The sequence below is a fragment of the Alphaproteobacteria bacterium genome, from assembly GCA_005883305.1.
Lineage (GTDB): Bacteria > Pseudomonadota > Alphaproteobacteria > Sphingomonadales > Sphingomonadaceae > Allosphingosinicella.
This window is the reverse complement of sequence record VBAC01000001.1, coordinates 2,068,765-2,090,774: the sequence shown is the minus strand read 5'-3', so window position 1 is coordinate 2,090,774 and position 22,010 is coordinate 2,068,765. Positions and strand designations below refer to the sequence as shown.

20 protein-coding genes are annotated in these 22,010 nt (G+C 69.7%); 11 read left to right on the top strand and 9 right to left on the bottom strand.

Annotation, left to right across the window (positions count from 1 at the left end):
- Positions 1-35: 35 nt before the first annotated feature.
- From smc to E6G92_10340, 4 genes are read right to left on the bottom strand one after another with little or no spacing between them, the layout of a single operon-like run.
- Positions 36-3,470 (bottom strand): chromosome segregation protein SMC, encoded by a 3,435-nt coding sequence (gene smc, locus E6G92_10355; GenBank protein ID TMJ20130.1) that lies wholly within the window; start codon positions 3,468-3,470, stop codon positions 36-38.
- A 29-nt stretch (positions 3,471-3,499) separates the two neighbouring features.
- Positions 3,500-4,225 (bottom strand): protein-disulfide isomerase, encoded by a 726-nt coding sequence (locus E6G92_10350; protein TMJ20129.1) that lies wholly within the window; start codon positions 4,223-4,225, stop codon positions 3,500-3,502.
- Between the two features lie 3 nt (positions 4,226-4,228).
- Positions 4,229-4,990 carry a protein-disulfide isomerase gene (locus tag E6G92_10345; GenBank protein TMJ20128.1) on the bottom strand — a complete coding sequence of 254 codons (762 nt, stop codon included), beginning with the start codon at positions 4,988-4,990 and terminating at the stop codon, positions 4,229-4,231.
- On the bottom strand, positions 4,987-5,583 hold the full coding sequence (locus tag E6G92_10340) for a DUF721 domain-containing protein (protein ID TMJ20127.1): 597 nt from the start codon (positions 5,581-5,583) through the stop codon (positions 4,987-4,989). Before E6G92_10340 ends, E6G92_10345 begins: the two co-directional genes overlap by 4 nt.
- Positions 5,584-5,597: 14 nt before the next feature.
- Here E6G92_10340 and mutY point away from each other — a divergent pair, with 14 nt between their 5' ends.
- From mutY to E6G92_10325, 3 genes are read left to right on the top strand one after another with little or no spacing between them, the layout of a single operon-like run.
- The gene (gene mutY / locus E6G92_10335) at positions 5,598-6,599 is read left to right on the top strand and encodes an A/G-specific adenine glycosylase (protein ID TMJ20126.1); all 1,002 of its coding nucleotides are present in this window, start codon (positions 5,598-5,600) and stop codon (positions 6,597-6,599) included.
- Positions 6,596-7,453, top strand: coding sequence for an NAD(+) diphosphatase (nudC, locus tag E6G92_10330; protein TMJ20125.1), 858 nt, complete (start codon positions 6,596-6,598; stop codon positions 7,451-7,453). The genes mutY and nudC overlap by 4 nt, the downstream gene beginning before the upstream one ends.
- Positions 7,450-7,944 carry a CHRD domain-containing protein gene (locus E6G92_10325; GenBank protein TMJ20124.1) on the top strand — a complete coding sequence of 165 codons (495 nt, stop codon included), beginning with the start codon at positions 7,450-7,452 and terminating at the stop codon, positions 7,942-7,944. The genes nudC and E6G92_10325 overlap by 4 nt, the downstream gene beginning before the upstream one ends.
- On the opposite strand, the gene E6G92_10320 is transcribed toward E6G92_10325, so the two are convergent.
- From E6G92_10320 to E6G92_10305, 4 genes are all read right to left on the bottom strand, one after another.
- Positions 7,925-8,278 carry a hypothetical protein gene (locus E6G92_10320; protein TMJ20123.1) on the bottom strand — a complete coding sequence of 118 codons (354 nt, stop codon included), beginning with the start codon at positions 8,276-8,278 and terminating at the stop codon, positions 7,925-7,927. The two genes, E6G92_10325 and E6G92_10320, sit on opposite strands and share 20 nt — an antisense overlap.
- 55 nt (positions 8,279-8,333) lie before the next feature.
- Positions 8,334-8,726 (bottom strand): hypothetical protein, encoded by a 393-nt coding sequence (locus E6G92_10315; GenBank protein ID TMJ20122.1) that lies wholly within the window; start codon positions 8,724-8,726, stop codon positions 8,334-8,336.
- Positions 8,727-8,763: 37 nt separating this feature from the next.
- Positions 8,764-10,341: a phosphoglycerate dehydrogenase gene (locus E6G92_10310; GenBank protein TMJ20121.1), complete on the bottom strand. Its 1,578-nt coding sequence runs from the start codon at positions 10,339-10,341 to the stop codon at positions 8,764-8,766.
- Between the two features lie 98 nt (positions 10,342-10,439).
- Positions 10,440-11,567, bottom strand: a complete 1,128-nt coding sequence (locus tag E6G92_10305) for a phosphoserine transaminase (protein ID TMJ20120.1) — start codon at positions 11,565-11,567, stop codon at positions 10,440-10,442.
- A 631-nt stretch (positions 11,568-12,198) separates the two neighbouring features.
- Here E6G92_10305 and E6G92_10300 point away from each other — a divergent pair.
- Positions 12,199-12,846 (top strand): extensin family protein, encoded by a 648-nt coding sequence (locus E6G92_10300; protein TMJ20119.1) that lies wholly within the window; start codon positions 12,199-12,201, stop codon positions 12,844-12,846.
- Between the two features lie 229 nt (positions 12,847-13,075).
- The gene (locus E6G92_10295; GenBank protein ID TMJ20118.1) at positions 13,076-13,957 is read left to right on the top strand and encodes an LOG family protein; all 882 of its coding nucleotides are present in this window, start codon (positions 13,076-13,078) and stop codon (positions 13,955-13,957) included.
- Between the two features lie 142 nt (positions 13,958-14,099).
- Here E6G92_10295 and E6G92_10290 read toward each other — a convergent pair whose 3' ends face one another.
- Complete coding sequence (locus tag E6G92_10290) at positions 14,100-14,792, bottom strand: cytochrome c family protein (protein ID TMJ20117.1); 693 nt, start codon at positions 14,790-14,792, stop codon at positions 14,100-14,102.
- Between the two features lie 1,077 nt (positions 14,793-15,869).
- Between E6G92_10290 and E6G92_10285 the strand changes: the two genes are divergently transcribed.
- The 6 genes from E6G92_10285 (at position 15,870) to E6G92_10260 (ending at position 21,985) form a co-directional block, all read left to right on the top strand.
- The gene (locus tag E6G92_10285) at positions 15,870-16,313 is read left to right on the top strand and encodes a polymer-forming cytoskeletal protein (GenBank protein ID TMJ20791.1); all 444 of its coding nucleotides are present in this window, start codon (positions 15,870-15,872) and stop codon (positions 16,311-16,313) included.
- A complete protein-coding gene (locus E6G92_10280; protein TMJ20116.1) occupies positions 16,310-16,771 on the top strand; it encodes an OsmC family protein in 462 nt (153 codons plus the stop codon). Before E6G92_10285 ends, E6G92_10280 begins: the two co-directional genes overlap by 4 nt.
- A gap of 25 nt (positions 16,772-16,796) precedes the next feature.
- Positions 16,797-17,420 (top strand): DUF1211 domain-containing protein, encoded by a 624-nt coding sequence (locus tag E6G92_10275; protein TMJ20115.1) that lies wholly within the window; start codon positions 16,797-16,799, stop codon positions 17,418-17,420.
- A gap of 67 nt (positions 17,421-17,487) precedes the next feature.
- Positions 17,488-18,132 carry a hypothetical protein gene (locus tag E6G92_10270; GenBank protein ID TMJ20114.1) on the top strand — a complete coding sequence of 215 codons (645 nt, stop codon included), beginning with the start codon at positions 17,488-17,490 and terminating at the stop codon, positions 18,130-18,132.
- A 771-nt stretch (positions 18,133-18,903) separates the two neighbouring features.
- A complete protein-coding gene (gene recJ / locus E6G92_10265) occupies positions 18,904-20,682 on the top strand; it encodes a single-stranded-DNA-specific exonuclease RecJ (protein ID TMJ20113.1) in 1,779 nt (592 codons plus the stop codon).
- The gene (locus E6G92_10260) at positions 20,663-21,985 is read left to right on the top strand and encodes a hypothetical protein (GenBank protein TMJ20112.1); all 1,323 of its coding nucleotides are present in this window, start codon (positions 20,663-20,665) and stop codon (positions 21,983-21,985) included. Before recJ ends, E6G92_10260 begins: the two co-directional genes overlap by 20 nt.
- Positions 21,986-22,010: the final 25 nt, after the last annotated feature.

The window sequence follows — 22,010 nt, the reverse complement described above, 5'->3', positions numbered from 1 at the left end:
CTTTGCGGGGTGCCCCTTCGCCGGGATGACTCGCATTATTCCGCCGCCAGCAGGCGCTCCGCTCCGCCGAGATCGACGCTGACCAGCCGCGAGACGCCCTTCTCGATCATCGTGACGCCGAACAGGCGGTGCATTCGGCTCATCGTCACCGCGTTGTGGGTGACGATCAGATAGCGCGTGTCCGTCTCCCCCGTCATCCGGTCGAGCAGGTCGCAGAAGCGCTCGATGTTCGCGTCGTCCAGCGGCGCATCGACCTCGTCCAGGACGCAGATCGGGGCCGGGTTGGTGAGGAAGAGGGCGAAGATCAGGGCGACCGCGGTCAGCGCCTGCTCGCCGCCGGAGAGAAGGGTCAGAGCGGAGAGGCGCTTGCCCGGCGGCTGGGCCATGATCTCGAGGCCCGCCTCGAGCGGATCGTCGGATTCGACCAGTTCCAGATGCGCCTGGCCGCCCTCGAATAAAGTGGTGAACAGGCTCCGGAAGTGGCGGTCCACCTCCTGGAAGGCGGTCAGCAGGCGGGCGCGGCCCTCGCGGTTGAGGCTTCCGATCGAGCCGCGCAGCCGGTGGATCGCCTGGCCCAGCTCCTCGCGCTCGGCCTGGCTGGCGAGGCGGCTTTCCTCGAGCTCGCCAAGCTCGCTCTCCGCGACGAGGTTGACCGGGCCGATCCGCTCGCGCTCCAGCGACTGCCGTTCCAGCCGCGCCGATTCCTCGGCGACGCCCTGGATCTCGTCCTCCCTGAAGCCGGCCTTCTCCGGAAGCAGCGGCGGCGGGCATTCGAACTTCTCGCCCGAGATCCGGGCCATCTCGACGCGGCGTGAGTCCTGCGCCTCGGCGCGAGCGACGGCCCCGGCGCGCGCTTCGCGGGCCGCGGCCTGAGCCTCGCCGGCCTCGGCCAGGCGGCCCTCGGCGACGCGCAACGAATCCTCGCCGGCGCGCTCATGGGCGGCGGCGGCGCGGGCCGCCTCGGCCGCGGCGGAAGCTTCGTCGGTGAGCGCAGCGATCTTGCGCTCGAAATCCTCCGGAGCCTCGGCGAGCGCCTTCGCCTCCGTCTCGGCCTCGGCGGTTCGGCGGCCGAATTCCTGATGGCGTTTGTCGGCGTCGCCGGCCCGGGCGCGCCAATCGGCCTGCTCCAGCCTCGCCGCGTCGGCCCGCTGCTTGTCGGCGCTGACGGCGCGCGCATGGGTCGCCGCCTCGGCGCGGATTTCGGCGAGAGCGGCCTGCGCCTGCTCGGCATGAGCGCGAAGCTCGGCAACCTTCGCCTCGGTCGCTGCGGCGTCGGGCAGAGCGGCGGCGACGGCCTCGGCCTGATCGAGGCTCTTGCCGGCGTCGGCGAGGTCGGCGGCGGCGAGATCGGCGCGCTCGCTTAGGCCCGTGCGCTTCAGCTCGAGCCGTTCCAGCTCGACCGCGGCGCTATCCTCGGCGCGCCCCGCCTCGCGGATCGCCGCGCCGGCCTCGGCCTCGGCCCGCCGCGCCGCTTCGGCGGCATCGCGCGCGGCCTGCATCGCCGTTCGCGCTTCGGCGGCGGCCGTCTCGGCGCTGTCGACCGCCGCGGAGGCGCCCGGAAGCGCGGTCTCGATCTCGGCCAGCCGGTTGACCCGGATCAGCCGCTCGGCGGCGGCGGCGCCCATTCCCGTTGCGACATAGCCGTCCCACCGGCGAAGCTTGCCGCCCGGCGTGACGAGCCGCTGGCCAACGGCCAGCGACCGCCCGTCATCGTCGTCCGCCACCGCGATCTGCCGAAGGCGGCGGAGCAGGGCAGCCGGCGCCTCGACATGATCGGCGAGCGACTGGGTTCCGGATGGGAGCGCGGGATCACCGGGAAGCGGCTCGGCGCCGGCCCAGCGGCGCGGCCCGTCGCCGGTCAGCGCCGCGTCGAGATCCTCGCCCAGCGCCGCGGCGAGCGCGCGCTCATAGCCCGGGGCGGCCTTGATATGATTGATCGCCCGGTCGCCGCCCGACGTCTCGACCGCTTTGATCAAGGCCTCCCGCTCGGACTGGACGGCGGCCAGCGCGGCGCGCGCCGAGGCGGCCTCGCTCTCCGCGGAGTCGCGCGCCGCCGCCGCCTGCTGGCGCTCCGCTTCGGCCCTGGCGATCGCCTCCCCGGCGGCACGGAGCGCGGCTTCCGCCGCCTCGCGCCTGGAGCGCGCCTCGCTCAGCGTGCGCAGCGGACCGGAATCGTCGCCGAGGCCCGACATCTGCTCCGCGATTCGAGCGGCCTCCGCCTCGGCGCGGTCGCGCTTCGCCCGGGCCGCTTCCAAAGCCGCCCGGGCAACCCGCTCCTCGGCCTGCTCGGCGGCCTGGACGGCGCGGGCCTGGCCGAGCGCCGCTTCGGCGGCGCGCGCCTCGTCCTCCCGCTCGACGGAGCGGATGTCGATCGTTCCCCTTGCCTCCTCGGCGGCGGCGAGGCGCCGGGCGATGTCGCTCAATTCCTGCTCGAGCCTGCCGATGGCGGCGGCGGCGTCCTGCCGCAACGCCTCTTCGCGCGCCCGGTCTGCGGCGAGCGTTCGGCGGCGCTCCTCGAGCTCGGCGATCCGGCGCTGGACTCCGTCGCGCTCGGCGCGGAGCGCGGCGAGCTTGTGGCCGAGCTCGGACGCGCGCTCACGCGCCGCCTCGGCGGCCCGGCGCTTGTCGGCGAGGTCGGTCGCGGCCTGGTTCTGGTAGGCGGCGGCGGCGCGCTGCGCCTCGGCGGCGAGGGCCACCGCCTTCTCCGCGGTCTCCGCTTCCGCGCGCGCGGCTTCGGCCGCCTCGGCGGCCTCGCGCCAGCGGGCGAAGATCAGCCGCGCCTCGGCCACTCGGATCTGGTCGGAAAGCTTGCGGTAGCGCTCGGCGGCCTTGGCCTGGCGCCTCAGCGCGAGCCCGCGCATCTCCATGTCGGCGAGGATCTCGTCGAGGCGCACCAGATTGGCCTCGGTCGCGCGAAGCTTCTGCTCGGCGTCCTTGCGGCGGACGTGCAGGCCCGCGATGCCCGCCGCCTCCTCGAGCATCAGCCGCCGCTCGGTCGGCTTGGCGGCGATCACCGCGCTGATCTTGCCCTGGCTGACCAGCGCCGGGCTGTGCGCGCCGGTCGCCGCGTCGGCGAAGAGGAGGGCGACGTCCTTCTGGCGAACGTCGCGGCCGTTGACTCGATAGGCCGAGCCCGCGCCGCGCTCGATCCGGCGGGTGATCTCGACTTCGCCCGCGCCGATCGAACCGTCGCCCCCGATGTCGTGGCTTCCGCGCTCGACCAGCAGGCTGACCTCGGCGAAGTCGCGCGCGGGCCTCAGCGCCGTGCCCGCGAAGATGACGTCGTCCATGCCGGCGCCGCGCATCGACTTGGGCGAGCTTTCGCCCATCACCCAGCGGATCGCCTCGAGCACGTTGGATTTGCCGCAGCCATTGGGGCCGACGACTCCGGTCAGCCCCTCCTCGACGCAAAGCTCGGCAGGCTCGACGAAGCTCTTGAAGCCGGAAAGCTTGAGTCTCTTGACCTGCACCTTGCTCTGACCGCCCCCCCGCCTAGCCGCTACTGCGCGCGCAGCAGCGGCTGAATCCCAGCCCAGTTGTTCTCCTGCACCAACCGGCCGTTGACGAAGAAGGTCGGCGTGCCCGTGACTCCGGCCGTTCCGCCCGCGCTGTGCAGGGCGTCGAGCTGGTCGAGATTGGCCTGAGTCAGGCACTGCGCGCGCACCTGCGGCGTAATCCCGTAGCGCTGGCCGATCGCGTCGAGGCCGAGCATCGAGATCAGCCGCCTGGCCACTTCGAGCGGCGGCAGCGCCTGGAGCTCGGTCCGCTGCGCCGGGGTGATCGCGTTGACCCGGCCCATCCACTGCGGCTGAGTGCCGAGCAAGGCGTGGCTCATCTCGAAATATTGGCGCGGCTGGGCGCAGCGGCTGAGCAGCGCCGCGGCGATGTCGACGCCGTTCAGATAGTAATTGCGATATTCGAGGCTGACTCGGCCGCTGCGGACATAATCGCCGATGAGGACGTCCGCGCTCTCGTGCGCGAAGGTCGCGCAGTGCGGACAGGTGGTCGAGAAATATTCGACCACCTTCACCCGCGCATTCGGATTGCCGATGCGAAAGCCGCCTTCCGGCGTGCGCTCGGCGGTGGTGCGCCAGTCGTGACCTTGCGGGCCGCGAGGACGAGCCCCCCCGAAACCCGGCCCGATTCGATCCTGGGCGAGGGCAGCGGCCGGAAGGGCGACGGTAGCGGCCGCGGCCGCGATGGCGATGACAGCGTGCAGCTTCATGGCTCAGCCTCCCACCGCGTTGCGCAGCAGCGGCTCGAGCTGGGCCCAGGTGCCGGCTTCGGTCTTCTCGCCGTTGATGAAGAAGGAAGGCGTTCCCTGAACATTGTCCTCCTGAGTCGCGCGCCGGGTGATCTCGCCGAGCTGCTGGAGGTTGGATTGATCGGCGAGGCAGGCGTTCATCCGCGCCTCGGGCATACCGCGCTGGCGGAAGAAGGCGTCGAGCCCGGTGGCCCGGATCAGCGCCGCGGCCTGCTGCGGCGGCGGCATGCCCTGCAGCGCCTGGGCCTGTTCGTCGGGCATGCTCTGCAGCCGGGTGGCCCAGTTGCGCTGGTCGGCATAGAGCTGCTCGGAGACGTGGAAGAAGGGCTGCGGGCCGAGGCAGCGAAGAAGCATGAAGATGCCCGGATCGGTCGGGAAGATCATGTAGGGCCGGTATTCCCAGCTGACCTGCCCCGAGCGGACATAGGTGTCGCGCAGGGCCGCGCCGCCCTGTTCGCTGAACTCGGCGCAGTGAGGGCAGGTGATCGAGGCATATTCGAGCAGCTTAACCGGCGCATTGGGATTGCCCATCAGGAAGCCGCCGCGATCGGTCATCGTCACCGTCTCGGTCCAGTCGCCATTGTTCGGCGCGGCGATCTGCTGCAGCGGCGCGGCGTTGGCGCCAGACGCGGACGAGAGGTTGGCCTGGCTCGAATCATTGCCGCCGCCGCAGCCGGCGAGGGCGAGCGCAAACATCGCGGCGCCAAGGGAAAATGCAGCTTTCATAGCTTCTTGCCTCCACCAATCTTGCCGACGACCGGGATCGTCGTGACCACCGGCGTTCCATCGCCCTCGATAAGCCCGCGCGCAAGCGATTCGAGGCAGGCGCGAAGCTCGGGATCGGCCACCTCGCGCAGCGAATCGCCGAGATCGGCGGGGATCGGGCGCAGCGACGGCGGCGCCGGACGGGGCTTCGCCCGCGCCGCCTGAACGATGCCTTGCCGGAAGGCGATGCGATCGACCGCCGGATAGCCGAAGAAAGTGTTGACCCGCTCGACGATGGCCGGAGTGACGTGCTGCATCATCGGCGCATGAGCACCCTCGACGACGAGCGTCAAAGTGCCGCCGCTCTTGCGGCCGGGGGGGAATCGGATCGATTCGGGCGAGGAGACGGCGGCGTAGCGCACTCCGACGATCTCCCTCCAGCGGCTGACGATCGAGGATTGGACGAAGCCGAACTTGCGGAAGGCCGCTCCGCCGGCCTGCCCGAGCAGGTCCGAGACGGGGCGGACGCGCTTCGAGCGCGGCGCCACGACAGCCGCCTTCTTCCCAGTCCCGCCCGCTTTGGTCACGCCACTTTCCACCTTGGCCGCGAGCATGGCATAGGCCGCCCATGCCCGCCAATGCCTCGCGCGCTCTTTTGTGTTGGTATGCTGTGGATAAGCGGCGGCTTCCCTGGCGCGCCGAAGGCGGCGCCGCGCCCGATCCCTATCGCGTGTGGCTTTCGGAGGTGATGCTGCAGCAGACCACGGTCGCGGCGGTTAAGCCTTATTTCGAAGACTTCACCCGCCGCTGGCCGACGATTGAGGCGCTTGCCGCGGCGGAAGACGGCGAGGTGATGACCGCCTGGGCGGGGCTCGGCTATTACGCCCGGGCGCGCAACCTGCTCGCCTGCGCCAGGATCGTCGCGAGCGAGCATGGCGGGCGCTTCCCGGAGGACGAGGCGGCGCTTCGCAAGCTTCCCGGCATCGGCGTCTACACCGCCGCCGCGATCGCCGCGATCGCCTACGGCCGGCGCGCGGTGGCGGTCGACGGCAATGTCGAGCGGGTCGTCGCGCGGCTGTACGCTGTGAAGCAGCCGCTCCCGCCCGCGCGGGCCGAAATCCGCGCGCTGGCCGACGCACTGACCCCGCAGGAAGGCGCGGGCGACTTCGCCCAGGCGATGATGGACCTGGGCTCGGCCATCTGCACGCCGCGCAACCCCGATTGCGGCCGCTGCCCGGTGCAGGATTGGTGTGCGGCTTATGCGGAAGGCGATCCCGCGCGCTATCCGCTGAAGGCCGCGAAGGCGGCCAGGCCGAAGCGCGAAGGCACGGCTTACTGGCTCGAGCGCGAGGGCGAGGTGCTGCTGGTGCGGCGGCCGGCAAAGGGCCTGCTCGGCGGAATGCTCGCTCTGCCGACCGACGCGCCGTCGGACGCGGAATGGCGCGACGCCGGGGCGGTGGATCACGTCTTCACCCATTTCTCGCTCACCATGCGCCTCAAATGCGCACGCGCCGACGCTGGCGAAGGGGGAATCTGGTGGCCGGTCGAGCGCATCGGCGAGGCCGGGCTGCCGACCTTGTTCGCCAAGCTCGCCCGCCGCGGCGTCGCTTGGCGCGAGGCGGCAGCATGAGCGCTCCGGGCTTCACGGGCGCCGGGCTCGACCGCGCCGATCATCTGCGGCTGGACGCCGAGCGGATGGCGCAGCTGATGGCCGACGGCGACGCACGGCTGCTGAGGCTGGCCGAGCTCGATCCGGTGCTCGACGAGGAGGGGCGGCTGGCCTGGGGGCCGCTCGAGGAGGGGGAGCTGCTGTTCCTCGGGCTCGACGAGGGCGCGCCCTTGTTCGCGCCGTTGCTGCGCGAGGCGCCGATCGGGCAGCGCGCCTGGGGCGTGTTTCGCCTGCTGTCGATGATGAGCCCGAGGGACGCAGCGATCTGGGGCGCGGCGCGAAGCCTCAACGAATGGCACGGCCGGCATCGTTTCTGCGGCATTTGCGGGGGCGCGACGCTTCATCATCGCGCCGGCTGGGGGCGCAAGTGCGGCGCCTGCGGCGCCGAGCATTTTCCCCGGGTCGATCCGGTGGTGATCATGCTTGCCGAGCATCAGGGTCGCGTTCTGCTCGCCCGCCAGCACCAATATCCGGCCGGCCGCTATTCGGCGCTCGCCGGCTTCGTCGAGCCGGGCGAATCGATCGAGGAGGCGGTGGCGCGCGAGCTGATGGAGGAGGCCGGCGTCCCGGTCTCCGAGGTACGCTACGTCGCGAGCCAGCCCTGGCCGTTCCCCGGATCGCTGATGATCGCCTGCATCGCGCGTGCCGAAGCCGATGACATCCGCCTCGACACGACGGAGCTCGAGGACGCCTTCTGGGCCAGCCGGGCCGAGGTCGAGGCCGCGCTGGCCGGCGAGCCGGACGCGCGTTTCGGCGCACCGCCGCCTTTTGCCATTGCCAACACGCTGCTGACGCGCTGGAGTGCCGGGGAATGACGAGGGGAAACGGGATGAGGGTTTTGCTGCTCGCGGGGACCGTCCTGCTCGCCGCCGGCTGCGCGAGCCGGCCGCAGAACGAGAATGCCGAGCTTCAGGTTTCGCTGACCGGAATCCAGGAAGTGCCCGGCCCCGGCGATCCCGACGGCAACGGCACCGCCCAGGTCAGGGTCAATCCGCGCAGCGGCGAGGTCTGCTGGAACGTCTACGCGCGGGCCATCGGGCCGGCGACCGCGGCGCATATCCACCGCGGCGAGGCGGGCGCGGCCGGGCCCGTCGTCGTGCCGCTGACGACTCCCGACGCTGCGGGGCACAGCCAGGGCTGCGCGACGGTCGACCCCGCTCTGGCGCATGAGATCGGCTATCGCGGGCACAGCTTCTATCTCAACGTCCACGATTCCGAACACCCGAACGGCGCCATACGCGGGCAGCTGCGCGGCGGGCCGAGGGTGCGCGAACGCGGCTTCACGGTCAGGCCGAGCGCCGGCTAGACTTCTTCCCGCCCTCGTCGCGGCCCTTCATTCCGCGAAGCCCTTCCTCGAAGCCCTCCAGGAAGCGCTGGAGGCCGGCGACCGCGGCGCTGCGGAACGCCTCGCCGATCTCGCCGCCCTCGAAGTGGATTCGCGCTCTCCCGCCGCCTTCCGAACGGCGCGCGGAGCCGCCCGTGCCGGCCGCCTTTCCCGCGGCGGCGCCGATCGCGGCCGCCGCGATCTCGCGAACGACCGGGCTCGCGCCCATCTTGATCGCCTTCTTCGCCCGCTTGCGCACCTTCTTGGGCAGCTTGACGCCGGCGACCGTCTTCGGGATCTTCAAACCTTTCGTCATGGCGTGAGCCTCCTTGTGTATTAATCTAATAATACACTAGCCGAAATTCAAGGGCTCATTCGACCCGGATCTCGGCGCGCATTCCGAGCGCTCGGTGGACGAGGTTGGAGCTCAGCGCGTCGTAGCGGCCGGCTGCGGGGACGAGCAGGACCGAACGGCGCTCGCCCGGGGCGAGCCGGAAGCCCCCTCGCGCCGCGACGTCGCGGTCGCGCTCGCGCAGCCGGGCGGCGCGGAAGAAGCGCGGCGCGGTGAAGGCCATCGTCGCTCGGCTGTTGTTGACGAAGCGGAGCCGCACCGGCTCGCCCGCGGGCAGGCGGATCAGCCGCGGCTCGTAGGCCCAGGCGCGCAGAAGCACGTCATATTCGCTCGCGGCGCGCCATTCGGGCTCGCGCTGCGCCGGAGCGGGCGCGGCGAGAAGCAGGGCGGCGAGCGGCAGAAAAAGGCGCATCTCCTCTCCAATACACCAGGTTCGCAAGCGTTCCCAATCAGAAGCGCAGCGGCTTGACCCGCTTGACGCCGGAAATGGCCGCCAGCCGTTCGACCACCCCGGGCGCGATATGGCCGTCGACCGAAACCAGAGCGACCGCCTCGCCGCCGGCCTCGCGCCGGCCGAGGTGGAAGGTGCCGATGTTGACGCCTTCCTCGCCGAGCGCGGTGCCGAGCCGGCCGATGAAGCCCGGCGCGTCTAAGTTCACGATGAAGATCATCTCCCCACCAAGCTCCGCCTCGATCGCGATTCCGAACATGTCGACGAGGCGCGGCGCCGAATTGCCGAACAGTGTGCCGGCGACCGAGCGCGGACCGGCCGGCGTGTCGACGGTCACGCGAACCAGCGTGTGATAATCGCCCTCGCGGTCGTGGCGGATCTCGCGCAGGTCGAGCCCGCGCTCCTTGGCGAGCCAGGGCGCGTTGACCATGTTCACCGTGTCGGAATAGACCTTCATCAGCCCGGCGAGGACCGCGCCGGTGACCGGTTTCTGGTTGAGCTGGGCCGCGGCGCCCTCGACCTCGACCGAGACTCCGGTGATTCGGGTCCCCTCGATCTGGCCGATCAGCGATCCGAGCTTCTCGGCCAGCTCCATATAGGGGCGAAGCCTCGGCGCCTCCTCGGCGGTCAGCGAGGGCATGTTGAGCGCGTTGGTGACCCCGCCGCGGATCAGGAAGTCCGACATCTGCTCGGCGACCTGGATCGCGACGTTGACCTGCGCCTCGGTGGTCGAGGCGCCGAGGTGCGGCGTCGCCACCAGGCCGGGCGCGCCGAACAAGGGGTTTTCCTTCGCCGGCTCCTCGACGAATACGTCGAGCGCGGCGCCCGCGACATGGCCGCTGTCGAGCGCCGCCTTGAGCGCGGCTTCGTCGATCAGCCCGCCGCGCGCGCAGTTGACGATCCTCACGCCCTTCCTGGTCTTCGCCAGATTCTCGGCGGAAAGGATGTTGCGGGTCTGGTCGGTCAGCGGCGTGTGCAGGGTGATGAAGTCGGCGCGGGCGAGCAATGCGTCGAGCTCGACCTTCTCGACTCCAAGCTCGACGGCGCGCTCCGGGGTGAGAAAGGGATCGTAGGCGACCACCTTCATCCTGAGGCCGAGCGCGCGGTCGGCGACGATCGAGCCGATATTGCCGCAGCCGATCAGGCCGAGCGTCTTCGAGGTCAGCTCGACCCCCATGAAGCGGTTCTTTTCCCACTTGCCGGCCTGAGTCGAGCTGTCGGCCGCCGGAAGCTCGCGGGCGAGCGCGAACATCAAGGCGACCGCATGCTCGGCGGTGGTGATCGAATTGCCGAACGGCGTGTTCATCACCACCACGCCGCGCGCCGTCGCCGCCGGGATGTCGACATTGTCGACTCCGATCCCGGCGCGGCCGACGACCTTGAGGTTCGGCGCCGCGGAGAGCAGGTCGGCGGTGACCCTGGTCGCCGAGCGGATGGCGAGGCCGTCATAATCGCCGACGATCGCCTTCAGCTCGTCCTTCGATAGGCCGGGCTTCTCGTCCACCTCGATCCCGCTCGCTCGGAATATCTCGGCGGCTTTGGGGTCCATGGGATCGGAGATGAGCACTTTGGGCATTGTCGTTCCTTCGTCATTCCCGCGAAAGCGGGAATCCAGTTTGAGTCGGCGGGAGGCAATGAGTCCGTCTGGATTCCCGCTTTCGCGGGAATGACGGGTCAGGTCGATCGCGCCTCCTCGAAGGCCCAATCGAGCCAGGGGCCGAGCGCTTCGATGTCGGCGGTCTCGACCGTCGCCCCGCACCAGATGCGAAGGCCGGGCGGGGCGTCGCGATAGCCGGCGATGTCGTAGGCCGCGCCTTCGTGCTCCAGCGAAGCGGCCATCCGCTTGATGAACGCTTCGTCGGCGCCCTCGACGGTCAGGCAGACGCTGGTCTTCGAGCGGCGGGCGGGATCGGCGGCGAGATGGCCGAGCCAGGGCCGAGCCTCGACGATCCGGTCCAGCGCGGCGGCATTGGCCTCGGTCCGTGCCAACAGGCCCTCCGCGCCGCCGACTTCCACTGCCCATTCCATCGCCCAGATCGCGTCCTCGACGGCGAGCATCGAGGGGGTGTTGATCGTCTCCCCCTTGAACACGCCCTCGCTCAGCGCGCCCTTCGTCGTGAGCCGGAAGATCTTCGGCAGCGGCCAGGACGGCGTGTAGGTCTCCAGCCGCTCGACCGCGCGCGGGCCGAGGATCAGCACTCCGTGGCCGCCCTCGCCGCCGAGCACCTTCTGCCAGGAGAAGGTCGCGACATCGATTCGGTCCCAAGGCAGCTCGTAAGCGAAGACCGCGCTGGTCGCGTCGGCGAAGCTGAGGCCCTCGCGGTCCTGCGCGATCCACTCCCCGTCGGGCACGCGGACGCCCGAGGTCGTGCCGTTCCAGGTAAAGAGGACGTCGTCCGACCAATCGACCTGCGACAGATCGGGAAGCTGCCCGTAATCCGCGCGGATCACCTTCGGCTCGAGCTTCAGCTGCCTGACCGCATCGGTCACCCAGCCTTCCCCGAAGCTCTCCCAGGCGAGGCAGGTCACCGGCCGGGCGCCCAGCATCGTCCACATTGCCATCTCGTAGGCGCCGGTGTCGGAGCCGGGGACGATGCCGATCCGGTGCGTCTCCGGCAGCCGAAGCAGCTCGCGCATCAGATCGATTGCGCGCTGAAGCCGCGCCTTGCCCAGCCTGGCGCGGTGCGACCGTCCCAGCGAAGCGGTGGCCAGCTTTTCGGGGGCCCAGCCCGGCGGCTTCGCGCAGGGGCCGGAAGAGAAATAAGGGCGCGCGGGAAGCGCGTCCGGCTTGATCACATTCATTTACGACTCTCCTCGCAGAGAGCCCGCACCGCGTTGGGGCGGCGTGGCCCGTCGACGGGCTTAGGGGGTGCAGGGGGGCGCGGCAAGCCATCCTCGCCGGCGCGCGGAAGTTTCCGAAGTTTCCGCTTCCACAAGGCGAAAAAAAGTCCGCCCCTGCGCAAAAATAAGTTGAGGAAGTTGAGGGTTGCCGAGAGCCTGCCCGATCCCCGCGCTTCGCGATGGGGCGGGGCCATTTCTTCTCCGCGCGCAAAAAAAGAAGGTCGGTTCGCGCGGAGGCGCGGAGAAGGAAGGGGGGCCGGCTGGTGCGGCCGGCGGCCTGGCGGAGACAATAGCGAATCGTCCTGTCCGGTTCGGAGGAAGCGATGAATTTATCGCATAAGCCATGTATGGGAAAGCCGGTTTGGTTCTTTTTTCAACTTCCGCGTGGGAACCTATTGTATCGAAATCGACCTTCCAATCCCCTCCCCCTGAGGGGGAGGGTAGGGTGGGGGTTTACGGAGTTCGTGGTTATCCTCTTACGGCGGAACCCCTCACCCCAACCCTCTCCCTATGGGAGAGGGAGTCTGGCCTCGAGCCGGCCCCCATCCCGGCGCGCTTGACCGCCGCGCTTGCGATCTGTCAGCGTCGACCGATGGCTCGGGGGGCGATTTTCCTGTTGATGCTGGCGCTGGCGAGCTGCGTTCCGCGCGGGAACGAGCGCGAGCCGCCGCGGGCGCACGTCCCGGAGCAAGCCGAGCGCAACGCGCCCGAGACCCTGCAATGCCATATCGATCTCGCCCGCGAGCGGATCGGCTTTCGCGCCCTGCCGGACCAGCGCTTTTCGGGCGGCTGCTCGGCGCTCGGCGCGGTCCAGCTGCTCGACATCGGCACGCCGGTGACCAATTTGCGCGCGATGACCTGCCCGCTGGCGCGCCAGTTCGCGCGCTGGAGCCGAGAGGCGGTGCAGACCGCCGCCGACCAGTGGCTGGGTGCGCGGGTGATCCGGATCGAGACGTTCGGCACCTATGCCTGCCGAAGCGTCAACAGCCAGCCCGGCGCCCGGCTTTCGGAGCACGCCTTCGCCAATGCGGTCGACGTTTCCGGCTTCGTGCTCGACGACGGGCGGAGGATCACCGTCGAGCAGGGCTGGAACGGTTCCGACGAACGGGTGAGGCGCTTTCTGAGGGCGGTCCACCAGGCGGGGTGCAGAAGGTTCGCGATCGGCCTTTCGCCGGATTCGGACGCCTTCCACTACAACCATATTCATTTCGACATGGGACGCGGGCCCTATTGCCGGTAGGCTTTGCAGGAGAGCGATTGCAGTGCCGTTCCCCCGCGAAGGGGCACCCCGCAAAGTAATACTTTGCGGGGACCCCGAAGGCCGGGGCCCAGGAGCCGCAGGCTTCTCGCGCGTTTACGTCTGAGCCCGGCTTGCGCCGGCCTGGGCCCCGGCCTTCGCCGGGGAACGAGTTGGCGACGTAGGCGCGGTCCTTATTGCCGCCTGCCGCCGCGCTGCTACAAGCTCGCCGATGACAGACCCAGTTCCCCCCAAGCGCGTCTTTCAGGGCGCGCGCGAAGAGGCCGAGACGGCCGCTTCGGCCACGCAGAGCGCGCAGACGCTCGATCCCGCCTATCGGCTCGCCTTCCAGGACATGGACTTCCTGCTTCGCGAGGATTTGCGGCCGGTGCGCTTCCAGCTCGAGCTGCTGAAGCCCGAATTGCTGCTCGACGAAGCCAAGATCGCCTCGACCTTCGTCTTCTACGGCTCGGCGCGGATCCCCGAGCCGGCCAAGGCCGACGCCCTGGTCGCGGCTGCGGCGACCGACAGCCAGCGGCTGATCGCCGAGCGGCTGAAGGAGAAATCCCGCTATTACGACGAATCGCGCAAGCTCGCGCGGCTCGTCAGCAAGGTCGAGCGCGACGAGGAGGGACGGCGCCATTTCGTCGTCTGCTCGGGCGGCGGCCCGTCGATCATGGAGGCGGCCAATCTCGGAGCGCTGGACGAGGGCGAGGAATCGATCGGGCTCAACATCGTCCTTCCGCACGAGCAGCTTCCGAACCCCTACGTCACCCCGAAGCTCAGCTTCCAGTTCCACTATTTCGCGTTGCGCAAGATGCACTTTCTGCTGCGCGCGCGGGCGGTGGCGGTGTTCCCCGGCGGTTTCGGCACGTTCGACGAGGCGTTCGAGCTGCTGACGCTGATCCAGACCGGCAAGGTCAAGCCGATCCCGATCGTCTTCTTCGGCCGCGCATTCTGGGAGCGCGTGATCGACTTCGAGGCGCTCGCCGAGGAGGGCGTGATCTCGCCCGACGACCTCAAGCTGTTCACCTTCTGCGAGACTGCCGAGGAAGCGTGGAGCTACGTCTGCGGGCATTATGCCGGGTCCGAGGACGATCCGGGCTGCGCCTAGACCGGGTTCAAATCACTTCACCGCTCATCCTGAGGAGCCGTTGAGCTTGACGAAACGGCGTCTCGAAGGACGCACGACGCGGGGTCCTTCGAGACGGGCCTTCGCCAGGCTCAGTCCCTCCTCAGGATGAGCGGATAAGGACTCAGTGCCGGTTGCCTTCCTGGCCCGCGCGGCCGCTGACGTCGGGCGCGCCCGGGCCGCCGGTCGAGGCTTCGGTCCGCGCGGTCGGCGCGGCCGCGGCGGCGTTCGCATCGGCGGCGGCAGCGTTGGCCTCGGTGGCGTTGCCGGCGGCGGGCGCGGCTTCGGCCGGGGGCGGCGGGATGGTGAGGGTGCCGCCGTGCTGGTTGAGGAACAGCATCACGTCGGCCCGCTCCTGCGGATCGGAGAGGCCGGCGAAGGTCATCTTGGTGCCCGGGGCGAAGCTGCGCGGGCTGTGCAGCCAGGCGCTCATCGTGTCCCAATCCCAGCGGCCGCCGTGATTCTTGAGCGGGTCCGAATAGGAGAAATCGGCGCGGTGGGCGATGTTGTTGCCGGCCGTGCCCCAAAGGTTGGGGCCTAGGCCGTTGGCGCCGCCATTGTCGGCGTTGTGACAGGCGGCGCACTTGCGGAACACCGCCTCGCCGCGCGCCGCGTCCGCGGTCTGCATGAAATGGGCGATCGGCGGCTCGGCAGCGGTCGCGCCGCCTTCGCCTTCCTCCTGAACGCCGGCGATCGGATAGCCCATCGTTTCCGGCCGCTCGGACTTGTAGACTTCGCCGACGACGAGGGTCGATCCGAGGAGGACGATGCCCGCGCCCAGCACCCATCCCGCAATCGTGTTGAACCGACCGTCCATGCCCGCAAAACCTTTCAAGGGAGCGTTGATTGGCGCTTCCTTTATGCGGGCGGCGCGCAAGGAGCAAGCCGGTGAGTCGGGCGCGCCGCCGTGCGATCGAGGGTAGGTACTTACCCCCATTATCCTCGTTATCCACAGCCGAAAGGCGCGCGAATCCGCTTGGTGCGAATCGGATTCCATGACAGCTTTCGTTCGTGGCCGAGACGATCTCCCGGCAACGGGGGAAAGCCTTCCCAGCCACAGCCAAAGATTAGCCTGCTGCCGCCTTCGGGCGAGAAGCGGGCGAAAGCGGAGGCAGGGCGGCTGACGAAGCCGCCGCCAGGCGGAAGCTGCGGGCTTGCCCTTTAGCGGATGCGAAAGCGGCATGCTTCGTTAAGCGCCCACACGGCGACCAAGCGGCCTTCGGGCACGCTTGCAAGCCACAGGCGGGACCTGAGCCTTCGGGCTCCGGACCGGCCCGGCGGAAGCGGGACTTCGGTTCGCGCGCCGCCACCGGCGAGGAGGAGCTTCGGCTTCGAATTGCCGGGCAGGACCGGGCTTCGGCCCGGGAGCTGCGAAACCCGGCGGGACCCAGGGCTTCGGCCCATGGACCGTCAGGCGGAACCGAGGCTTCGGCCGAGGATCCCGTCTTTTCCGGGATTTTGGCTTCGGCCAGGATGCCGAAAAGGTGGGAGCGGGGCGCAAGCTCCGGTCTGCCGAGCGGCGAACCGCCAGGGCTTCGGCCCTGTCGGGGAGCCGGCGGGGAAACCGGAAAGCGGCTTCGGCCGAAGGAAGGACTCCGGAGAAAGCGGCGCGGGAACCCCCGGTTTCGGCGCCGCGGACTCGAAAACGCCCAGCGCGGGACGCCTCGCCTCCCAGGCAAGGATTTCGCGCCGGGACAGTGGGGGCCGGCAGCGATGCCGGCCCCCATTACTGTTTCAGGGCCTCGCGAAGAGGGTGGCAGCAGCCTTCGTTTTCGGGCATGTCATGACGGGCCCGGTACAAAGAAGCCTTTGTGTTCGGGCTCGGGGGCGCGCGGCATCCGCGCGGGAGCGCAAGGAGCATCAGATGTTCGCGAAGACTCAAGCCGCGGCGGGCATGCCGGCCAAGGGCGCCAAGAGCGGGCCGGGCCTGTCGATCATCGGACCCGAAGTGATCATCAGCGGCGATCTCGCCACCGACGCCCAGATCCACGTCGACGGCCGGATCGACGGCAACGTCCATTGCGCGACCCTGTGCCAGGGGCCGGCCGGAATCATCGCCGGCAACATCATCGCCGACGAGGCGAGGCTGTGCGGAACGGTCGAAGGCACGGTCTCGGCGCGCAACATCGTCGTCGAGGCGACGGCGCGGATCATGGGCGACATCGCCTACGAGACGATCAGCATCGAGGCCGGCGCCGGGATCGAGGGGCGGCTCGCCCGGCGCGCGGCATTGGCCAAGCCCGGCGCGGAGGCGCTGACGGTCACTCCGGTGACCTTCTCGCCCGCCAGGACCGAGACCGAGACGAACGCCCTGTTCCCCCAAATTGGAGCCTCATGAGCCGCCACGTCGCCGAAATAAGCTGGCGCTCGGACGGCGAATTCGCCAGCGGCCGCTACAGCCGCCGGCACGAAATCCGTTTCGACGGCGGCGCGGTCCTCGCCGGCTCCTCCTCGCCCGACGTCGTGCCGGAGCCGATGTCCGATCCCGCCGCGGTCGATCCCGAAGAGGCGCTGGTGGCGGCGGTCGCCTCCTGCCACATGCTCTGGTTCCTCTCGCTGGCGCAGAACGCCGGGCTCGAGGTCGCTTCCTATCGCGACTCGGCGGAAGGGGAGATGGGCCGGATCGGCCCCGGCAGGATGGCGATCGTTCGAATCGCGCTCCGCCCCGACGTCGCCTTCGCCGGCGCCGCGCCCGACGCCGCGACGATCGATCGGCTCCACCGCGAGGCCCACGAGCGCTGCTTCATCGCCAACTCGCTGAACAGTGAGATTGTGATCGAGCCGCCCGCCCGATAGGCTCGCCGGCAAAGGGGAGGGCGCGATGGCGGCGGGCAAGACCGATCACACGCTGGAGCGGCTGATCTTCTTTTCGGACGCCGTCTTCGCGATCGCCATCACCCTGCTGGTGATCGAGATCCATCCGCCGCATCTGGCCCATCATTCGAGCGCCGCCGCGCACCTTCAGGCGCTGGCCGAATTGATCCCATCGTTCGTCGGCTATTTCGTCAGCTTCTGGGTGATCGGCTCCTTCTGGATGGGCCACCACCGCGCCTTCGGCCTGGCCTCGCACTACAGCCCGCAAATCCTCGGCTGGAACATGGCCTTGCTCAATGTCATCGCCTTCATGCCCTTCGCCTCGGCCTATCTCAGCCTCAACGAGGGCGAGGCGGTGCCGACCGTCTTCTACTGCATCGTGATGAGCGCTGCGGCCTTGCTCAACTACAAGGTCAACCGAACCGCGACGAGCCCGCCGATGCTCGACGAGAGCGCCGATCCCGAGGCGGTCCGCTATGTGCGCCTGCGCTCGGTCTCGGTGCTGCTGGGGGCGCTATCGGCGGTGGCGCTCTCGTGCGTGTGGCCGCAATTCGGCCAGCTCGCCCTCATCAGCATTCCGCTGTGGCGCCGGGGCCTGGTGCACTGGGCGGCGCGGCCGCGGCCCGCCTAGCGCCCCCGCGCAAGGCAATTCTTCCTTAAAACCCTCCGCTTATGCTGCGCGAAACGGTGGAGGGACGATGAAAGCGGCTTTTTGCGGACTATCGCTGATGGGCGCGTGCGGCGCCTACATGCTCGCCGGCTCGGCCGGTCCCGATTTCGACCGGGTCGTCGGCCGCGAGCCGATGGCCGTCTATGCGGCCTTCTCGGCGCTCGGGCCGGAGGGCACGATCAGCCTCGGCCCGAGCGCCGATTCGAAGCACCGCGTTACCCAGCGGATCGAGAAGACCCTCGGCGAGGAGATCCACTACGAAATCCTGGTCGACGATCGGCCGGTGATCGACACCAGGCTTCACTTCGAGCCCGGGCCACAGAACAAGGGCACCCGGCTCACCGCCGAGTTCGACCTCGACGCCTACGCTCTCGGCTCCGCCTATGAGACCGAGGCCGGGGTCGCGCTTTCGATGGTCCCGGACGGCTATATCGACCAGCAATTCGCGAGCTTCATGAATCACCGCGTCGCGGACATCGAGGCTGGCCGGCCGCTGCCGCCGCTCGATCTCGACAGCTCGGGGATGCACCAGGCGCGCCAGTCCGGATCGAGCCTCGCCGCGCGCCGGAGCATCGCCGAGGAGGAGCGCCGGGCGGCGGCCGCGCCGATGGTGCGGGCGAGGCCGATGATCGATCCCGACCGCGCCGCCCGCGATCATATCGAGGGGCGGTAGGGCGGTTCGACATTTCAGCGGGCGCCGCTTGTTTGGCTTGGCTTTTTTGTCGTCACCCCCGCGAAAGCGGGGGTCCAGCTTGTTCTTTCTCCGGAGCATTTGAAGAAGCTGGATTCCCGCTTTCGCGGGAATGACGAGGGAAAATCGAATGTCGATGCGCTCCAGCGCTGGACATCCCGGCTGATCGGGGCGCGCGCCGCGGCTGGGCCGATCGGCCGCCCACGATAGCCCCGGAATCAAAATGGGGGCTGATGTCGCCATCAGCCCCCACTTGTCCCGAGTCCGAACTTGCCGCGCCGGTGAGGGCTTGGCGTCTTTCGCGGGCGGGTGGAACTCCATGAGAGCAAGCTCCCTGGGGGTTCGCAGGTTCCGGCCGGGGTCTGACGACCCCGGTCGGTTCCCTACGGGCACCTGTCAGGCGAACCTGCCGGTTGTCCGTCACGGTCCCTTCGGCCGAAGCCTCCGGTCCCGCCGGACCTTCGAAGAAAGTGGGATCGGCTTGCGCCTCACGCTTCTTCTTCTGGGTCCTTCCGCCGCCTCCGTGGCCTGCTTCCCCGAGGGGAAACCGCCCGCTTCCGCGGTGGCCGCGTCTTGGTTCTTTCCTCCGTTGCCGGAGGTCCGTTCCTCATCGCGGACCTACTAGGTGCACCAGCGATCCGAGTCGCGCCAAGCCGATTCTCGCGGAGTCCGCCTGTGGATAACGGGGATATCGTGGATAACAGGCTCACGGCGCGGATTCCCTTTCCCGCCCGCCTGCCCTAGGCTCCTGCCATGCTGACCAGCGCAAGCCTCGTCTGCGGCGTTTCCCGCTCGATCCTCGGCCAGCCGTGGCGCTGGCGGGCCGGCGCTGCGGACGCGACAGACGCGGGCTTCCAGCCCGACGATTTGGTCGACCAGCTTCTGCTCGCCCGCGGAGTCGGCCGCGACGAGCTGGCCCGCCACCGCGCTCCGACCCTGCGCGGCTTCATGCCCGACCCTTCCGTCTTCCGCGACATGGACAAGGCGGCGGAGCGGCTCGCCGGTGCGGTCGAGACCGGCGAAGCGGTCACCATCTTCGGCGATTACGACGTCGACGGCGCGACCTCCGCCGCCTTGCTCGTCCGGCTGCTGCGCGGCCTCGGCCTCGAGCCCCGGGCCTATATCCCGGACCGGCTGATGGAGGGCTACGGCCCCTCGGGCGAGGCTCTGGTGCGGATCGCGGAGGGCGGCGCCCGGCTGATCGTCACCGTCGATTGCGGCGCGCAGGCCTTCGAGGCGCTGGAAATGGCGCGCGGCGCCGGAGTCGACGTGATCGTCGTCGATCACCACAAATGCGCCAGCCGCCTCCCGGACGGCCACGCCATCGTCAACCCGAACCGGCTCGACGAAAGCGACGAGGGCGCCGCCCACGGCCACCTCGCGGCGGTCGGAATGGCCTTCCTGCTCGGGGCGGCATTGCTTCGGGTCCTGCGCGGCCGCGGCTTTTTCGCGAGCCGTGAGGAGCCGCGGCTGATCGACCTGCTCGATCTGGTCGCGCTTGGAACGGTCGCCGACGTCGCCCAACTGAGGGGGCTCAACCGCGCCTTCGTGACCCAGGGGCTGAAGGTCATGGCCGCGCGGCGCAATGTCGGCCTCGCCGCTTTGGCCGACGCTGCCCGGCTCAACCGGGCGCCCGAATGCCGCGATCTCGGCTTCGCTTTGGGGCCGAGGATCAACGCCGGGGGCCGCGTCGGCAAGTCGGACCTCGGCGTTCGCCTGCTGACGACCGAGGACCGCGATGAAGCCGAATCGATTGCCGCCGAGCTCGACCGGCTCAACGAGGAGCGCCGGGCGATCGAGGCGGCGGTGTGCGAGGCGGCCGAGGCGTTGTGCGCAGCGCAGGGGAACCGGGCGGTGGCTGTGGTCTCCGCTCCGGGCTGGCATCCCGGAGTGATCGGCATCGTCGCCGGCCGGCTCAAGGAAAAGCTGCACCGTCCCGCGATCGTCGTCGCCATCGGCGCGGACGGGCTGGGCAAGGGCTCGGGCCGCTCGATATCCGGAGTCGATCTCGGCGCGGCCGTGCTTGCCGCGAAGGAGAGCGGATTGCTGATCGCAGGCGGCGGGCATGCGATGGCCGCCGGGCTGACCGTGGCGGGCGACAGGCTGGAGGCGCTCGTCGAGTTTCTCGACGACCGGCTGAGTGCGGATGTCGCGCGCAGCCGCGACGATCGGGCGCTGCTGCTCGACGCCTTGATCTCCCCGGGCGGGATCAACGCCGCTTATTGCGACGCGCTCGACGCCGGAGGGCCCTATGGCGCCGGCTGGCCCGGCCCGCACGTGGCCGCCGGGCCGGTCGGCATCGTCAAGGCGGATGTCGTGGGCAACGGCCACCTGCGCGTCATCGCCGCCGGCGCGGACGGGCGGCGGGTCAAGGCGATCGCCTTTCGAATGGCCGAAAGCGCGCTGGGCGAGGCGCTGCTCGCCGCGCCTCCGCACCGCAAGCTTTGGCTCGCCGGTCGGCTCAAGCGCGACGATTACAACGGGGGCGGCGCGGCCGAGCTTCACCTCGAGGATGCGGCCTGGGCCGATTAGGGCCGTATCGACGCCTGGCGGGCCGCTTGTTCGGCTTGAGTTCTTCCTTCTGCCGTCACCCCCGCGAAAGCGGGGTCCAGCTTGTTTCTTCTCGTCAAAGAAGCTGGATTCCCGCTTTCGCGGGAATGACGATGAAATGCATTCCGTCCCCCCCGATTTGACTCGACTCGCCCGCCATGGTCCCCTGCCCAAGAAAAGGGGAAGCAGCATGGCCGGGGCGCATCTTTCCATTCCCATCGATCGCAAGAAGCTCGCTCCGCCCCCGGGCGCGGCATTCGCTTTGGCGGGGCCTTCGGAGGACGGCGCCGTCAGGCTCCAGTTCGTCGATTCGGCCGAGCGTCCCATCGGTAAGGCGCGCCTGCTCGCGCGCCCGGAAGCGGTGGCGGTCGAGGTTCCGGGCGGCGCCGGCGGCATGGACTGGCACCAATCGCATCCGCCGCTGAGCCTCCCGGTCTCCCGCATTCCGGCGGCTGCGGCGGCCGTGCACGCCTTTTCCGGTCCCCAACTGGTCGCCGCCATGGCGCTCGGGTCCGCACTCATGCCCGCGCCCAGCGCGCCGGTTTCGCGCAGGATCTTCAATCCGGCCGGCCGCTGGAAGCTGACTTTGGTCTCCGACCTGTTCGCGGTCGAAAAGGACTTTTTCGACGCCGCCGAGGCGCTCGATACGTTCATCCGCGGGCAGCCCCCGTTCGACGAGGCCGCCACCGGCGCGCGACTCCAGATCGAGGCCCTTTTCTGGCCGAGCCCCCCGGGCGGCCTGTTCAACACCAAGGTCGACGGCCGCCTGGTCACCGGGGACAACGCGCTGGTCGGGCGCTACCTCAAGAAGGCCAAGGCGAAGGGGAAGCTGACGGTGGTGCTGGTCAATCTCGCCACGCGCGGCGGCGCCGGCGGAACGAGCGAGCGGCCGGCCTGGGTGACGATCACCAGCGAGCCGACCGAGGTCTGGCAGGCGGTCGCCCTGCACGAGCTCGGCCACAGCTTCGGCCTGGCCGACGAATATGACGATTCGAGCCAGACCGTGCCGGAGGGGAGCAAGCTCGAGCCCAACGTCACCGATAAGCGCGACGCGACGAAGGCGCCCTGGGCGCCGCTCGTGACTCCCGGAATCGCGGTGAACCCGACCTGCCCCGCGGGCGTGATCCCGCCGGCCCCGGCCGGAGTGGTCGGAACGTTCGAAGGCGCGCGCTACAGGAAGACGGGGCGCTACCGGCCGACCGCCGAATGCCTGATGCAACGCACCGACAGGCGCTTCTGCCCGGTCTGCCAGGCCCAGATCCGCAAGCGGCTGGCCGAGGCCTGAGCACAAGGTTGACCGGCGAAGGCGC

Bases quoted from the DNA above. Each gene is read 5' to 3' on its own strand.
- E6G92_10350 (TMJ20129.1), bottom strand. From the start codon at position 4,225: ATGAAGCTGCACGCTGTCATCGCCATCGCGGCCGCGGCCGCTACCGTC.
- E6G92_10345 (TMJ20128.1), bottom strand. From the start codon at position 4,990: ATGAAAGCTGCATTTTCCCTTGGCGCCGCGATGTTTGCGCTCGCCCTC.
- E6G92_10340 (TMJ20127.1), bottom strand. From the start codon at position 5,583: ATGCTCGCGGCCAAGGTGGAAAGTGGCGTGACCAAAGCGGGCGGGACT.
- mutY (TMJ20126.1), top strand. From the start codon at position 5,598: ATGCCCGCCAATGCCTCGCGCGCTCTTTTGTGTTGGTATGCTGTGGAT.
- nudC (TMJ20125.1), top strand. From the start codon at position 6,596: ATGAGCGCTCCGGGCTTCACGGGCGCCGGGCTCGACCGCGCCGATCAT.
- E6G92_10325 (TMJ20124.1), top strand. From the start codon at position 7,450: ATGACGAGGGGAAACGGGATGAGGGTTTTGCTGCTCGCGGGGACCGTC.
- E6G92_10320 (TMJ20123.1), bottom strand. From the start codon at position 8,278: ATGACGAAAGGTTTGAAGATCCCGAAGACGGTCGCCGGCGTCAAGCTG.
- E6G92_10315 (TMJ20122.1), bottom strand. From the start codon at position 8,726: ATGCGCCTTTTTCTGCCGCTCGCCGCCCTGCTTCTCGCCGCGCCCGCT.
- E6G92_10310 (TMJ20121.1), bottom strand. From the start codon at position 10,341: ATGCCCAAAGTGCTCATCTCCGATCCCATGGACCCCAAAGCCGCCGAG.
- E6G92_10305 (TMJ20120.1), bottom strand. From the start codon at position 11,567: ATGAATGTGATCAAGCCGGACGCGCTTCCCGCGCGCCCTTATTTCTCT.
- E6G92_10300 (TMJ20119.1), top strand. From the start codon at position 12,199: ATGGCTCGGGGGGCGATTTTCCTGTTGATGCTGGCGCTGGCGAGCTGC.
- E6G92_10295 (TMJ20118.1), top strand. From the start codon at position 13,076: ATGACAGACCCAGTTCCCCCCAAGCGCGTCTTTCAGGGCGCGCGCGAA.
- E6G92_10290 (TMJ20117.1), bottom strand. From the start codon at position 14,792: ATGGACGGTCGGTTCAACACGATTGCGGGATGGGTGCTGGGCGCGGGC.
- E6G92_10285 (TMJ20791.1), top strand. From the start codon at position 15,870: ATGCCGGCCAAGGGCGCCAAGAGCGGGCCGGGCCTGTCGATCATCGGA.
- E6G92_10280 (TMJ20116.1), top strand. From the start codon at position 16,310: ATGAGCCGCCACGTCGCCGAAATAAGCTGGCGCTCGGACGGCGAATTC.
- E6G92_10275 (TMJ20115.1), top strand. From the start codon at position 16,797: ATGGCGGCGGGCAAGACCGATCACACGCTGGAGCGGCTGATCTTCTTT.
- E6G92_10270 (TMJ20114.1), top strand. From the start codon at position 17,488: ATGAAAGCGGCTTTTTGCGGACTATCGCTGATGGGCGCGTGCGGCGCC.
- recJ (TMJ20113.1), top strand. From the start codon at position 18,904: ATGCTGACCAGCGCAAGCCTCGTCTGCGGCGTTTCCCGCTCGATCCTC.
- E6G92_10260 (TMJ20112.1), top strand. From the start codon at position 20,663: ATGCGGCCTGGGCCGATTAGGGCCGTATCGACGCCTGGCGGGCCGCTT.